The following is a 14,043-nucleotide window of genomic DNA, read 5'->3' as shown; positions in this document are numbered from 1 at the left end:
CGCATGCTATAAGCCCGGCCGCCCGCGGCATCGCGGCCGGTCTTGATGCAAATTCACGCGGGCGTGGCGGAACTGGTAGACGCGCCGGATTTAGGTTCCGGTGACGAAAGTTGTGGGGGTTCGAGTCCCTCCGCCCGCACCAAGCGCTTATCGCGTTTGCACGGATTACGAGGCCTGCTTCCGCGCGGATGATCGTCCGCCTGGAGCGGGTCCGATGAACCACCGGCGTGGAGGCGTTTGCCTCGCGCCGGATCGATTAACGACAGCGTCCCGACGCGCGACGTGCCGGGGCCGAACGAAAAGAAGATTGGACGCCATGCAGGTCACAGAAACCCTCTCGGAAGGTTTGAAGCACGAGTTCAAGATCAGCGTTCCCGCGTCTGATCTCGACGCCAAGGCCGGTGCCAAGCTCGTCGACCTCAAGGACAAGGTCCGCATCAACGGCTTCCGTCCGGGCAAGGTGCCGGTCTCGCACCTGAAGAAGGTCTATGGCCGCTCGGTCATGGCCGAAACCATCGACCAGACCATCCGCGACACCAACACGCAGCTGTTCTCCGAGCGCGGCTTCCGTCTGGCGACCGAGCCGAAGATCACCATGCCGACGGAGCAGAAGGACGTCGAGGAGCTGTTGAGCGGCAAGACGGATCTGACCTACACGGTCGCGATCGAGGTGGTGCCGGCGATCGCGCTCGCCGACTTCAAGACCTTCCAGGTCGAGAAGCCCGTTGCAGAGGTCACCGACGCCGACGTCGACGAGGCGATCAAGCGCATCGCCGATTCCAACCGCACCTATGCCGCCAAGGGCGAGGGCACCAAGGCCGAGTCCGGCGACCGCATCACCATCAATTTCAAGGGCACCATCAACGGCGAAGTCTTCGAGGGCGGCACCGGCGAGGGCATCCAGGTCGTCATCGGCTCCAATACCTTCATTCCCGGCTTCGAGGAGCAGCTGATCGGCATCGGCGCGGGTGAGACGCGCACGCTGAAAGTGTCGTTCCCGAAGAACTACATGAACGACAAGCTCGCAGGCCAGCCGGCGGAGTTCGAGACCACCGCGACGCTGATCGAGGCGCCGCAGGACCTCGCGATCGACGACGAGTTCGCCAAGTCGCTCGGCCTGGAATCGCTGGACAAGCTGAAGGAGGCCGCACGCGATCGGCTGACCGCCGAGTTCGCCACGGCTACGCGCCAGCGCGTCAAGCGCGCGCTGCTCGACCGCCTCGACGAGGCGCATCGCTTCGAGGCGCCGCCCTCGCTGGTCGACGAGGAGTTCAATCTGATGTGGAACTCGGTGAAGGCCGAGATGGACTCTGCCGGCAAGACCTTTGCCGACGAGGACACCACCGAGGACAAGGCGAAGGAGGAGTATCGCAAGATCGCCGATCGCCGCGTGCGGCTTGGCCTTGTGCTCTCCGAGATCGGCGAGAAGAACAAGATCACCGTGACCGACGACGAGGTCGGCCGCGCCGTGATCGAGCGCGCGCGCTCGATGCCCGGCCGCGAGAAGGAGGTCTGGGACTTTTACCGCAACAACGCCCAGGCGTTGGCTCAGCTTCGTGCACCGATCTATGAGGACAAGGTGGTCGACTTCATCCTGGAGCTCGCCAACGTGACCGAGAAAAAGGTCTCGCGCGAGGACCTCTACAAGGATGACGAGGCGGAAAAGACCGCAGCCTGAAGGCGCTAGAGCGTTTTCGAGCGAAGTGGATACCGGTTCGCGAAAACGCGTCGAGAACAGAAGCTGGCGCTCCCTTCAGATTCCGCGGAACGGGGTTCTAGGGCAGCCATCTATTAATGATGATCAGCGAAGAGGCCCAGCTAGCCGGATGGCCGGCTGGGCCTCTTTGTCCGAATCAGCTTCAACTGCCCCTCGGATTAAGCCTTAATGCGCTCCGCACTTGTCAGAAGCGAATTGGGCTATATCTGTCGGTACGCCTTCTACTTCTTACCCAAGTTCCTGCATCACAGGACGTCCATTCGCCTTCCGGCAAATCCAGGCCAAACTGGCAAGTCGGCCCGGCGATGTCCGTCTCCGAAACCCTAGGTGACTCATGCGCGATCCGGTTGAAACCTACATGAACCTCGTGCCCATGGTGGTCGAGCAGACCAACCGTGGCGAGCGCGCCTACGACATTTTCTCGCGCCTGTTGAAGGAGCGCATCATCTTCGTGACCGGTCCGGTCGAGGACGGCATGTCGACGCTGATCGTCGCGCAGCTGTTGTTCCTCGAAGCGGAAAATCCGAAGAAGGAAATCTCGATGTACATCAACTCGCCGGGCGGCGTGGTGACGTCGGGCCTTGCGATCTACGACACCATGCAGTTCATCCGCCCGCCGGTCTCGACCCTGTGCACCGGTCAGGCGGCTTCGATGGGCTCGCTGCTGCTCGCCGCCGGCGAGAAGGACATGCGCTTCTCGCTGCCGAACGCGCGCATCATGGTGCACCAGCCCTCCGGCGGCTTCCAGGGCCAGGCCACCGACATCATGCTGCACGCCCAGGAAATCCTGAACCTGAAGAAGCGGCTCAACGAGATCTACGTCAAGCACACCGGCCAGACCTACAAGTCGATCGAAGATGCGTTGGAACGCGACAAGTTCCTGACCGCGAACGACGCCAAGGAGTTCGGCCTGGTCGACAAGGTGATCGACAAGCGCGCCGAGGAGCCGGTGCCGGCGAAGGCCCCGTAGCACTACTGGGGCGTCACGACGATCCCTCCGGTCGGCGCGGGGGTGCGCGCGTCGCAAAACGTGGTTTTGCGCGCTGCGACAAGCAGAAAGTTCCGCTTTCGTGCTTGTTTTTCGTGGTAATCCCGCAACGCCGGGGTGATTTCGATCACTTTGGCCCGTGCCAAGTCCGGAAATCACGGTATTGTCACGGGTAGCCGGCGACCCCCGATTAGCGAATTCTTGATAGTCGGGTGACAGCATGGTTGGCTACGATTGATCGGCTATGATCGCGGAGAATCGAGCGACCGTGATTCGTACGGGATGTAGTAAAGCGTAGGCTCTTTTTTGGTACGGAATTTGCTCTACTTAAGCTTCATGCCGACCATCGTGTCGGAATGGAGCGATCGAGCGGAACGGGATCGAACCGCGGACGGAGACATGAATGAGTAAGGTCGGCACGAGCGACTCCAAGAACACGCTATATTGCTCGTTCTGCGGCAAGAGCCAGCACGAAGTCCGCAAACTGATCGCGGGTCCCACGGTCTTCATCTGCGACGAGTGCGTCGAGCTCTGCATGGACATCATCCGCGAGGAGAACAAATCCTCGCTGGTCAAGTCGCGCGACGGTATTCCGACGCCGAAGGAAATCTGCAAGGTGCTGGACGATTACGTCATCGGCCAGAGCCATGCGAAGAAGGTCCTCTCGGTCGCGGTGCACAATCACTACAAGCGCCTCAACCATCAGACCAAGCACAACGACGTCGAGCTCGCGAAGTCGAACATCCTGCTGATCGGTCCGACCGGCTCGGGCAAGACGCTGCTCGCGCAGACGCTCGCCCGCATCCTGGACGTGCCGTTCACGATGGCCGATGCGACCACGCTCACCGAAGCCGGCTATGTCGGCGAGGACGTCGAGAACATCATCCTGAAGCTGCTCCAGGCCGCCGACTACAACGTCGAGCGGGCCCAGCGCGGCATCGTCTACATCGACGAAATCGACAAGATCAGCCGCAAGTCGGACAACCCCTCGATCACGCGTGATGTGTCGGGTGAGGGCGTGCAGCAGGCGCTGCTCAAGATCATGGAAGGCACGGTGGCTTCGGTCCCGCCGCAGGGCGGCCGCAAACATCCGCAGCAGGAGTTCCTGCAGGTGGATACCACCAACATCCTGTTCATCTGCGGCGGCGCTTTCGCCGGCCTTGAGAAGATCATCTCGGCACGCGGTCGGTCGACCTCGATTGGCTTCGGCGCCCAGGTGCTCGCGCCGGAGGATCGCCGGACCGGTGAGATCTTCCGCCATGTCGAGCCTGAGGACCTCCTGAAGTACGGCCTCATCCCCGAGTTCGTCGGCCGTCTGCCGGTCGTGGCGACGCTCGAGGATCTCGATGAGACCTCGCTGAAGAAGATCCTCACCGAGCCGAAGAACGCGCTGGTGAAACAGTACCAGCGGCTGTTCGAGATGGAGAACATCGAGCTGACCTTCGCCGACGAGGCGCTTGGCGCGGTCGCCCGCAAGGCGATCGAGCGCAAGACCGGCGCGCGAGGCCTGCGCTCGATCCTCGAGGCGATCCTGCTCGAGACCATGTTCGACCTGCCGGGCCTGGAGGGTGTGGAAGAAGTCGTGATTTCCCGCGAGGTCGTGGAAGGAACGGCGCGTCCGCTCTACATCTACGCCGATCGGTCCGATCGCGCCGTCGAGAATGCCAGCGCCTGATCTGACGACGCTGGAACGCTCCAATTGTCTCCTCAAGGTGGGCTGCGGAACGGTATTTCCGCAGCCGGTGTGGCGTCGCTTATTGCGCGCGTAAGCGCCTGATGGCGCGCGTCTTTCAATGACTTGACACCCCCCGGGTCGATAGCCACCTAATGTCGGCGGCGAGCGAAAATTCTCTTCAAGATTCGCCTCAGTTCCGTTCCGGCGAGCCGGTCCAACTTGTAGGACCGACCGGTTCTGCGGATCACCTCGGCACCTTGTGGCGGTTGCGCATGATCAGCGGGCTGCGTGCAAGGGGGCAAAGCAAAAGGAAAAGGCCATGACCAATCCCAAACCCCGGCCAACCATCGTCCATGGCGAAGCGCACGCTTATCCCGTGCTGCCGCTGCGCGACATCGTCGTCTTCCCGCACATGATCGTTCCGCTCTTCGTCGGTCGCGAGAAGTCGATCCGCGCGCTCGAAGAGGTGATGAAGAACGACGCGCTGATCATGCTCGCGACGCAGAAGAACGCGTCCGACGATGATCCGGCGCCCGATGCCATTTACGAGACCGGGACGCTTGCCAGCGTGCTCCAGCTCTTGAAGCTCCCCGACGGTACCGTGAAGGTGCTGGTCGAAGGGCTCGAGCGTGCGCGCGTGGCGAAGTACACCGATCGCGCCGACTATTATGAGGCGACCGCCGTCGCGCTCGCCGACACCGATGCGAAATCGGTCGAGGCGGAAGCGCTGGCGCGCTCGGTCGTGTCCGACTTCGAGAGCTATGTGAAGCTCAACAAGAAGATCTCGGCCGAGGTCGTCGGCGTCGTGCAGGCGATCACCGATTTCGCCAAGCTTGCCGACACGGTTGCCTCGCATCTCGCCGTCAAGATCGCCGATCGCCAGGGCATCCTGGAGACGCTGTCCGTCACCACGCGCCTGGAGAAGGTGCTGGGCCTGATGGAAAGCGAGATCTCGGTGCTGCAGGTCGAGAAGCGGATTCGTTCTCGTGTCAAACGACAAATGGAGAAGACCCAGCGCGAGTATTATCTCAACGAGCAGATGAAGGCGATCCAGAAGGAACTCGGCGACGACGACGGTCGCGACGAGCTCGCCGATCTCGAAGAGAAGATCGCCAAGACCAAGCTCTCCAAGGAAGCGCGCGAGAAGGCGCAGCACGAATTGAAGAAGCTGCGCCAGATGTCGCCGATGTCCGCGGAAGCGACCGTCGTGCGCAACTATCTGGATTGGCTGCTGTCGATCCCCTGGAACAAGAAGTCCAAGGTGAAGAAGGACCTGGAGCAGGCGCAAGCCATCCTGGACTCCGATCACTACGGGCTTGAGAAGGTCAAGGAACGCATCGTCGAGTATCTCGCGGTGCAGTCGCGCGCCAACAAGCTGACCGGGCCGATCCTGTGCCTCGTCGGGCCTCCGGGCGTCGGCAAGACCTCGCTCGGCAAGTCGATCGCGAAGGCGACCGGACGTGAGTTCGTGCGCGTGTCGCTCGGCGGCGTGCGCGACGAGGCCGAGATCCGCGGTCACCGCCGCACCTATATCGGCTCGATGCCCGGCAAGATCATCCAGTCGATGCGCAAGGCCAAGTCGTCCAATCCGCTGTTCCTCTTGGACGAGATCGACAAGATGGGCGCCGATTTCCGCGGCGATCCGTCCTCCGCGCTGCTCGAGGTTCTCGATCCCGAGCAGAACGGGACCTTCAACGACCATTATCTCGAGGTCGACTACGATCTGTCCAACGTGATGTTCATCACCACCGCGAATACGCTCAATATTCCGGGACCGCTGATGGACCGCATGGAGATCATCCGGATCGCGGGCTACACCGAGAACGAGAAGGTCGAGATCTCGCGCAAGCACCTGATCCCGAACGCGGTGTCCAAGCACGGCCTGGACTCCAAGGAGTTCTCGATCGACGACGAGGCGCTGCTGCTTCTGATCCGCCGCTACACCCGCGAAGCGGGCGTGCGCAACCTGGAGCGTGAGCTCTCCACACTGGCCCGCAAGGCGGTGAAGGAGCTGATGATCTCCAAGAAGAAGTCGGTCAAGGTCACCGAGAAGACTCTGGAAGAGCTGCTCGGAGTGCCGAAATACCGCTTCGGCGAGATCGAGAGCGAGCCGCAGGTCGGTATCGTCACCGGCCTGGCTTGGACCGATGTCGGCGGCGAGCTGCTGACGATCGAAGGCGTCATGATGCCCGGCAAGGGCAAGATGACGGTCACGGGCAATCTGCGCGACGTCATGAAGGAGTCGATCTCCGCGGCGGCGTCCTACGTTCGCTCGCGCGCGATCAACTACGGCGTCGAGCCGCCGCTGTTCGACAAGCGCGACATCCACGTGCACGTGCCGGAGGGTGCGACGCCGAAGGACGGTCCGTCCGCGGGCGTTGCGATGGCCACCGCGATCATCTCGGTCATGACCGGCATCCCGGTCCGCCATGATGTCGCGATGACCGGCGAGATCACGCTGCGCGGCCGCGTGCTGCCGATCGGGGGCTTGAAGGAGAAGCTGCTGGCTGCGGCCCGCGGCGGCATCAAGACGGTGCTGATCCCCGAGGACAACGCCAAGGATCTCACGGAGATTTCCGATGCGATCAAGGGCGGCATGGAGATCATCCCGGTCTCGCGCCTGGACGACGTCGTCGCCAAGGCGTTGGTGAAGAAGCCGGTGCCGATCGTCTGGGAAGAGGACACCAAGGTGACGGTGAAGCCGGACGGGGACGAAGCCGCCGGCGGCCTGACCGCTCACTGAGATCGCAGCTCGGAATGATGATAAAACGGCGCCTTCGGGCGTCGTTTTTGTTGGGGGACAGGGGAGGAGGCAATGCACGTCGACGGGCAATGCCATTGCGGCAAGATCACCTTCGAGGCCGAGGTCGACCCGGAGGCAGTCTCGGTCTGTCACTGCACCGATTGCCAGACGTTGACCGGCTCGCCGTTCCGCGTGACGGCCATCTGCACCGAGGCCGATGTCCGCCTGACCCGCGGCACGCCCAAAATCTACGGCAAGCGCGGTGACAACGGCCGGATGCGCTTCCAGCATTTTTGCGGCGACTGCGGTTCCCCGCTGTTCACCAGCGGCGAGGGCGATCAGGCCGACGATTGGGGCATCCGTTGGGGCTCGATCCGCCAGCGCGATGCGCTGCGGCCCACGCGACAGATCTGGTGCCAGTCGGCGGCGGTGTGGATCGACGCCGTGCCCCTGCTGCCGGGGCGGCCGCAGGATTGAGAGCGGGCTTGCCTAGCCGTAGCTCGCTGCGAAAAGCCCGCCTTCGCCCCTTGGGCTTCGGCCTGGCAGCCTTCGCTGGCTTCGCGCTCATGACCTGCTGTGCTGGCCTGCCGAGCCGTAGCTCGCGAAGCGAGCGAAGGCTGGTGGGCGGTCACGGATTCGAACCGCGGACCCTCTCGGTGTAAACGAGATGCTCTAACCAGCTGAGCTAACCGCCCCACGGCGCCCTCTTTAGCCCTCCGGCGGGGGGAGGAGCAAGGGGCGGCAACAGCGCAGATCCGGCTCATTTGACCGCTTGACCGGCCTCCAATATCACCGCCAGTCAAAGTGACTGAGGAACCCGATGCAACCACCGAGCGGGCACGAGCAGAATGCCGACCAGATCGCCTATTGGAACGGCCCCAGCGGGCAGCGCTGGGCCGATCGCCACGCGGTCCAGGAGAAGCTGCTCGGGCCCATCGCCGATGTGCTGATCGACCGCGCCGGACCAAGACCGGGCGAGCGCGTGATCGACGTCGGCTGCGGCTCCGGCGCGACGACATTGGCGTTCGCCAAGGCGGTGGCGCCTGATGGCTTTGCGCTCGGCCTCGACGTCTCCGAGCCGATGCTGTCGCAGGCGCGCGCGCTTGCGCCAAAGGGTCTGCCGCTCGATTTCGTGCTGGCGGACGCGACGGTCTATCCGTTCGAGCCGGCGAGCTTCGATGTGCTCGCTTCACGCTTCGGCGTGATGTTCTTCGCCGATCCGATCGCGTCCTTCGCCAATCTGCGCCGGGCGCTGAAGCCGACCGGCCGGCTCGCCTTCGCCTGCTGGCGCGAGCCGAAGGAAAACCCGTGGATGATGGCGCCGCTGATGGCGGTCTACAAGCACGTGCCGAAGATGCCGCCGGTCGGGCCGGAGGAGCCGGGCCCGTTTGCCTTCGCCTCGGAGGAGCGCGTGATGCGCATCCTCAAAGGCGCGGGCTTCGTCGACGTGGCAATGGAGCCGCACAATCTGGCGATGGATATCGCGATCGGCGGCGGCCTCGATGCGGCCGTGGACGGCTCGCTGCAGATCGGCCCGGCCAGCCGCGCGCTCCAGGGCCATCCGCCGGAGACGTACGAGGCCGCCAAGGCCTCGATCCGCGAAACGCTCGCGCCGTTCCTGAAGGGGCAAAGCGTGGCGCTGCAGGGCGCGATCTGGATCGTGACGGCGAAGGCTGCGTAGGCGCTGTCCTACACCACATCATCCGGCGCGAGCGCGCAGCCATTGTCGGGATGCGTCTCGACCTGAAGCGTGGTGTGGCCGATGCGGAATGTCGTCCTCAGCAGCTGCGTCGTCTGCATCAGGAATGCGTCGTCGCTGCCTGCCGGCATCACGAGATGGCAGGTCAGCGCCGTCTCGGTGGTCGAGATCGGCCAGACATGGAGATCGTGAATCCCTGAGACGCCCGGCCGCGCCAGCAGGAACGCCCTGATTGCGGCAAGGTCGGTGCCCTTGGGCGCAGCCGCCATCGACATGTCGATGGAGCTGCGCAAGAGGCTGGTCGTGCTCCAGAGGATCGTGGCGCAGATGACGAGGCTGGTGAGGGGATCGAGCCAGAGCCAGCCGGTCCAGATGATCAGCGCCGCAGACACTACGACGCCGAGCGAGACCGCGGCGTCGGCCGCCATGTGCAGATACGCGCCTTCGATGTTGATGTCGTCCTTGCGGCCGCTCGCAAACAGCAGGGCGGTAAAACCGTTGATGAGGATGCCGATGCCGGCGACCACCATCACCGTGATGCCGGCGACCGGCTCGGGCTGTTGCAAGCGCAGGATCGCTTCCCAGCCGATGGCGCCGGTTGCGACCAGCAGGAACACCGCATTGGCCAGCGCCGCCAGGATGGTGGAGGCGCGAAAACCGTAGGTGAAGCGGCCGCTGGGCGCGCGGCGGGCTGCGATCGAGGCGCCCCAGGCAATGACGAGGCCGAGCACGTCGGACAGGTTATGGCCGGCATCGGCGAGCAGGGCGGTAGAGTTGCCGATATAGCCGTAAACCGCCTCGGCCACGACGAGCGCGGTGTTGAGCGTAATGCCGAGCGCGAACGCCTTGCCGAAATTGGCGGGCGCGTGGACATGGCCGTGCCCATGACCATGATCGTGCCCGTGACCATGATCGTGGCCATGCGCATGCGAGTGGCCCGCATGATCATGGTCGTGATGACAGTGGTGGTCGTGGCCGCCCAATTCTAGCGCTCCGCGGACGTCGCCAAATCAGGCGCCATTGTAGGCGTTTCGTTTGCCACGTCACGGCGGAACAGCACGTAGAGCGCCGGCAGCACCAGCAGCGTCAGCACCGTCGAGGAGAGAATGCCGCCGATGACCACGGTCGCGAGCGGCCGCTGCACCTCGGCGCCGGCGCCTGTGGCGAGCGCCATCGGCACGAAGCCGAGCGAGGCGACAAGGGCCGTCATCAGCACCGGGCGCAGCCGCGTCAGCGCGCCTTCGCGCACGGCCTCCGCGACCGAGCGTCCCTCGCTGCGCAGACGCTCGATGAAGGCGATGATGACGAGGCCATTGAGCACGGCGACGCCCGACAGCGCGATGAAGCCGACGCCGGCACTGATGGACAAAGGAATGTCGCGCAGGAGCAGCGCGGCGACGCCACCGGTCAGCGCCAGCGGCACGCCGGAGAACACCAGGGCCGCATCGACCGCCGATCCCATGCCCATGAACAGCAGCAGGAACACGAGCAGCAGCGCCACCGGCACCACGATCGTCAGCCGCTTGGTCGCCGAGACCAGCTGCTCGAACTGGCCGCCCCAGCCGATCCAGTAACCCGGCGGCAGCTTCACCTTCTCGGCCACCGCCGCCTCGGCCACCGCGACGAAGGAGCCGAGGTCGCGCGCGCGGACATTGGCGGTGACGACGATGCGCCGCTTGCCGTTCTCCCGGCTGATCTGGTTCGGCCCGGGCGTCGCATCGACGGTGGCGACCGACAACAGCGGCACATAGCGCATCTGGGCGAGCGGCGAGGCCGGCAGCGCGGTGCGAACGGCCGACCCGGTGCCGGATTCCTCTCCGGGCGGTAGAGGAATTGGAATGGCCCGGATCGCCTCGAGATTGCCGCGCAGGTGCTCCGGCAGGCGCACGACGATGTCGAAACGGCGGTCGCCCTCGAACAGCTTGCCCGCCGACTTGCCGCCGACCGCGATCTCGACGATGCCCTGCACATCGGCGACGCTGAGGCCGTAGCGGGCGAGCGCCTGGCGGTCGAGGCGGACGGTGAGGATCGGCAGGCCCGCGACCTGTTCGATCTTGACGTCGCTGGCGCCGCGGATGCCGCGGATCGCGGCCTCCACCTGCTTGGCGGCGCCTTGCAGGATGTCGAGATCGTCGCCGAAGATCTTGACGCCGACGTCGGTGCGCACGCCGGAGATCAGCTCGTTGACGCGGAACTGGATCGGCTGGGAGGTTTCATAGGCGCTGCCGGGAATCTCGTCTGCAGCATGCTCGATGGCCTCGACCACGTCCGATTTCGACTTGCCCGGGTCGGGCCATTCGGCACGCGGCTTCAGCATGATGTAGCCATCGGTCTGCGCCGGCGACATCGGATCGGTGGCGATCTCGGCGGTGCCTATGCGGGTGAAGAACTCCTTGACCTCGGGGATCTGCTTGATGCGCTTTTCCAGCGCCTTCTGCAGGTCCAGCGACTGCGTGAGGCTGGTGCCGGGAATCCGGATCGAGGCCAGCGCGACGTCGCCTTCGTCCAGGCTCGGAATGAACTCGCCACCCATCCGCGCGGCGGCGATGCCGCTCGCGGTCACGATGAGCACGGCCATGATCGCGACCGCGGCCCGATTGTCGATGGCAAAATTGAGCAGGGGGAGGTAGGCACGCTTCGCCATCCGCATGAACAGGTTTTCGTGCTCCGACACCTTGCCCTTGACGAAGATGGCGACGGCCGCCGGCACGAAGGTGATGGAGAACAGCACGGCTGCGCCGAGTGCCATCAGCACCGTCAGCGCCATCGGCGTGAACATCTTGCCCTCGACGCCGGTCAGCGTCAGCACGGGCAGATAGACCACGGCGATGATCAGCGTTCCGAACAGGCTCGGCTTGATCACCTCGCTCGACCCGCGCAGGATCGCGCGCAGCCGCTCCGGGGTCGTCAGCAGGCCGCCTTTCTCGCGCTGGGCCGCCGCCAGGATGCGCAGGCAATTCTCGACGATGATGACGGCACCGTCGACGATGATGCCGAAGTCGATTGCGCCGAGCGACATCAGGTTGGCGCTGACCTTGGTCTCGACCATGCCGGTGATGGTCATCGCCATCGACAGCGGAATAACGCAGGCCGTGACCAGCGCCGCGCGGATGTTGCCGAGGATCAGGAACAGCACGGCCACCACAAGCGCCGCGCCTTCCAGCAGGTTGTTCTTGACCGTGCCGATGGTGGCTTCGACCAGGTCGGTGCGGTCGTAGACGGTCCGCGTCACGACGCCCTCGGGCAGCGATTTTGCAATCTCCTCGAGACGGGCCGCGACGCGGCGGGCGACGCTGCGGCTGTTCTCGCCGATCAGCAGCATGGCGGTGCCGAGCACGGTCTCCTCGCCATTGCGTGTCGCGGCTCCCGTGCGCAAATCGCGCCCCTCGGTGACAGCAGCGACATCCCTGATCCTGACGGGATTGCCGCCGCGCGAGCCGATCACGATGTCCTGGATTTCGCTGATATTGCCGACCTGGCCCGGCGAGCGAACCAGGTATTGCTCGCCGTTGCGCTCGATATAGCCGGCTCCGACATTGGCGTTGTTGGCCGCGAGCGCGGTCATCACGTCGCGAAAGCCGAGCCGGTAGGCCATCAGCTTGCCGGGGTCGGGCAGCACGTGGAATTGCCGCTCGAAGCCGCCGATCGTGTTGACCTCGATCACACCAGGCACGTTGCGAAGCTGCGGCCGGATGATCCAGTCCTGCACGGTGCGCAAGTCGGTCAGCGAATAGTCGTGGCCTTGCGTCTTCGCGCCCGCCTTGTCGTCGGTCTTGTCGTCCGCCTTGTCGTTCGCCTTGTCGTCCGTCTTGGCCTCGACGGTGTACATGAAGATTTCGCCGAGGCCGGTCGAGACTGGACCCATCGCGACCTCGACGCCCGCCGGCAGCTGGTCCTTCACCTGCTGGATGCGCTCGCCGACGAGCTGGCGGGCGAAATAGATGTCGGTGCCGTCCTTGAAGACGATTGTCACCTGGCTGAGACCGTAGCGCGACAGCGAGCGGGTGTAGTCGAGCTTGGGCAGGCCGCCCATCGCGGTCTCGACCGGGAAGGTGATGCGCTGCTCGGTCTCCAGCGGCGAATAGCCGGGTGCGCGGGTGTTGATCTGGACCTGGACGTTGGTGATGTCGGGCACCGCGTCGATCGGCAGGCGCTGGAAATTCCAGGCGCCGAAGGCGACGGCGCCGAGCGCAAGCAGGAGGACCAGCCAGCGCTGCTGCAGCGAGAGGGCGATGAGACGCTCAATCATGCTCGGCCTCGCCCTTGCCCATCTCCGCCTTCACGACGAAGCTGTTCTCGGCGACGTAACGCTCGCCGGCCGAAAGGCCCGCCTTGATCTCGACGTGGCGCGGATCGGAATCGCCGGTTTCCACGGGCCGCGCCTCGATCTTGTCGCCGTCCTCGCGCACGAACACGATGGTCTTGTTCTTCAGCGTCTGGATCGCGCTCCGCCGCACGGCGACCGCGACATTGCGCGCCGCCAGGATCAGCCGCGCCGTGACGAACAGGCCGGGCCGCAGCCGTCCGTTCGGATTGGGCAGCACAACGCGCGCCAGCGCGGTCTGGGTCTCGCTGCTGCCGATCGGCGCCATGTAGGAGATCGTGCCCTTGATCTCGCCGTGGCCGTCGTCAGGATCGACCAGCACTTCGTCGTTGAGGCGGACGCGGCGGAGATCCTGCCGGTAGATCGACAAGTCGACCCAGATGGACGAGAGGTCGGCGACGACGAAGGCCGGCTTCTGCTCGGAGGTGTATTCGCCGAGCGAGATCTGCCGCTCGATGATGGTGCCGGCAATCGGCGCTTTCAACTCGTAGACGGTGAGGCTCTGATTGCTTTCGATCGCGGCAAGCAGGTCGTCCTTGGCGACCTTGTCGCCGATCCGCTTCTGGATGGATTTGGCGACGCCGGGAAAGCGCGGCGTCACCTGCACCACGGCTTCCTGGTTGGCGCGCAGAATGCCGTTGAAGGCGAGCGTGTCGGTCAGTGTGGCGCCGGCGGCTTCCGCCAGGGTGACGCCCGCGGCGGCCAGCTTGACGTCGGAGATGCGGATGCGGTCGGCGCCGTGCTCGTCCTGCTCGACATGGTCGTTCGGCTTCTTCTGTACGGTATGCTCGGCATGCTCGCTGTGCACAGCCTTCGTTGCCGCGAGCAGGGAATAGCCGTAAGCGCCGAGCGCAGCGGCAATGATGGCTATCAGGATGGTCGAGGACGTTTTCATCT

Annotated in this window: 9 protein-coding genes and 2 tRNA genes; 7 read left to right on the top strand and 4 right to left on the bottom strand. The window is 64.6% G+C overall.

Annotated features, from left to right (window positions below; genetic code table 11):
• Nucleotides 1-57 precede the first annotated feature (57 nt).
• The 6 genes from N2604_RS24860 (at nt 58) to N2604_RS24835 (ending at nt 7,600) form a co-directional block, all read left to right on the top strand.
• Nucleotides 58-142 (top strand) — tRNA-Leu (locus tag N2604_RS24860).
• A gap of 174 nt (nt 143-316) precedes the next feature.
• Nucleotides 317-1,678, top strand: a complete 1,362-nt coding sequence (gene tig, locus N2604_RS24855; RefSeq protein WP_260370797.1) for a trigger factor — start codon at nt 317-319, stop codon at nt 1,676-1,678.
• 373 nt (nt 1,679-2,051) lie between these two features.
• Nucleotides 2,052-2,687, top strand: a complete 636-nt coding sequence (locus tag N2604_RS24850) for an ATP-dependent Clp protease proteolytic subunit (RefSeq protein ID WP_260370796.1) — start codon at nt 2,052-2,054, stop codon at nt 2,685-2,687.
• Between the two features lie 421 nt (nt 2,688-3,108).
• A complete protein-coding gene (gene clpX, locus N2604_RS24845) occupies nt 3,109-4,380 on the top strand; it encodes an ATP-dependent Clp protease ATP-binding subunit ClpX (RefSeq protein ID WP_008547851.1) in 1,272 nt (423 codons plus the stop codon).
• Between the two features lie 319 nt (nt 4,381-4,699).
• Complete coding sequence (lon, locus tag N2604_RS24840; protein ID WP_260370795.1) at nt 4,700-7,123, top strand: endopeptidase La; 2,424 nt, start codon at nt 4,700-4,702, stop codon at nt 7,121-7,123.
• Between the two features lie 72 nt (nt 7,124-7,195).
• Nucleotides 7,196-7,600 (top strand): GFA family protein, encoded by a 405-nt coding sequence (locus tag N2604_RS24835; RefSeq protein WP_260370794.1) that lies wholly within the window; start codon nt 7,196-7,198, stop codon nt 7,598-7,600.
• Nucleotides 7,601-7,741: 141 nt separating this feature from the next.
• Here the strand turns inward: N2604_RS24835 and N2604_RS24830 are convergent.
• A tRNA-Val gene (locus tag N2604_RS24830) sits at nt 7,742-7,818 on the bottom strand.
• 125 nt (nt 7,819-7,943) lie between these two features.
• Here N2604_RS24830 and N2604_RS24825 point away from each other — a divergent pair.
• Nucleotides 7,944-8,804 (top strand): class I SAM-dependent methyltransferase, encoded by an 861-nt coding sequence (locus N2604_RS24825; RefSeq protein WP_260370793.1) that lies wholly within the window; start codon nt 7,944-7,946, stop codon nt 8,802-8,804.
• Nucleotides 8,805-8,812: 8 nt separating this feature from the next.
• Here N2604_RS24825 and N2604_RS24820 read toward each other — a convergent pair whose 3' ends face one another.
• The 3 genes from N2604_RS24820 to ihpB are packed head-to-tail and all read right to left on the bottom strand — an operon-like array spanning nt 8,813 to nt 14,041.
• Nucleotides 8,813-9,805, bottom strand: a complete 993-nt coding sequence (locus N2604_RS24820) for a cation diffusion facilitator family transporter (RefSeq protein WP_260370792.1) — start codon at nt 9,803-9,805, stop codon at nt 8,813-8,815.
• A gap of 2 nt (nt 9,806-9,807) precedes the next feature.
• The gene (locus N2604_RS24815) at nt 9,808-13,071 is read right to left on the bottom strand and encodes an efflux RND transporter permease subunit (RefSeq protein WP_260370791.1); all 3,264 of its coding nucleotides are present in this window, start codon (nt 13,069-13,071) and stop codon (nt 9,808-9,810) included.
• Complete coding sequence (gene ihpB / locus N2604_RS24810) at nt 13,064-14,041, bottom strand: divalent metal ion exporter adaptor subunit IhpB (RefSeq protein ID WP_260376304.1); 978 nt, start codon at nt 14,039-14,041, stop codon at nt 13,064-13,066. The genes N2604_RS24815 and ihpB overlap by 8 nt, the downstream gene beginning before the upstream one ends.
• Nucleotides 14,042-14,043 lie beyond the last annotated feature (2 nt).

The organism is Bradyrhizobium sp. CB1015 (assembly GCF_025200925.1).
Taxonomy (GTDB): Bacteria; Pseudomonadota; Alphaproteobacteria; order Rhizobiales; family Xanthobacteraceae; genus Bradyrhizobium.
Note: the sequence above shows the minus strand (reverse complement) of the source record. Positions and strands in the feature narration are given on the sequence as shown.

What these genes read in the sequence shown, in the direction of transcription:
- N2604_RS24850 (WP_260370796.1), top strand. Translation starts at nt 2,052, where the DNA reads ATGCGCGATCCGGTTGAAACCTACATGAACCTCGTGCCCATGGTGGTC.
- tig (WP_260370797.1), top strand. Translation starts at nt 317, where the DNA reads ATGCAGGTCACAGAAACCCTCTCGGAAGGTTTGAAGCACGAGTTCAAG.
- ihpB (WP_260376304.1), bottom strand. Translation starts at nt 14,041, where the DNA reads ATGAAAACGTCCTCGACCATCCTGATAGCCATCATTGCCGCTGCGCTC.
- N2604_RS24825 (WP_260370793.1), top strand. Translation starts at nt 7,944, where the DNA reads ATGCAACCACCGAGCGGGCACGAGCAGAATGCCGACCAGATCGCCTAT.
- clpX (WP_008547851.1), top strand. Translation starts at nt 3,109, where the DNA reads ATGAGTAAGGTCGGCACGAGCGACTCCAAGAACACGCTATATTGCTCG.
- N2604_RS24835 (WP_260370794.1), top strand. Translation starts at nt 7,196, where the DNA reads ATGCACGTCGACGGGCAATGCCATTGCGGCAAGATCACCTTCGAGGCC.
- lon (WP_260370795.1), top strand. Translation starts at nt 4,700, where the DNA reads ATGACCAATCCCAAACCCCGGCCAACCATCGTCCATGGCGAAGCGCAC.
- N2604_RS24815 (WP_260370791.1), bottom strand. Translation starts at nt 13,071, where the DNA reads ATGATTGAGCGTCTCATCGCCCTCTCGCTGCAGCAGCGCTGGCTGGTC.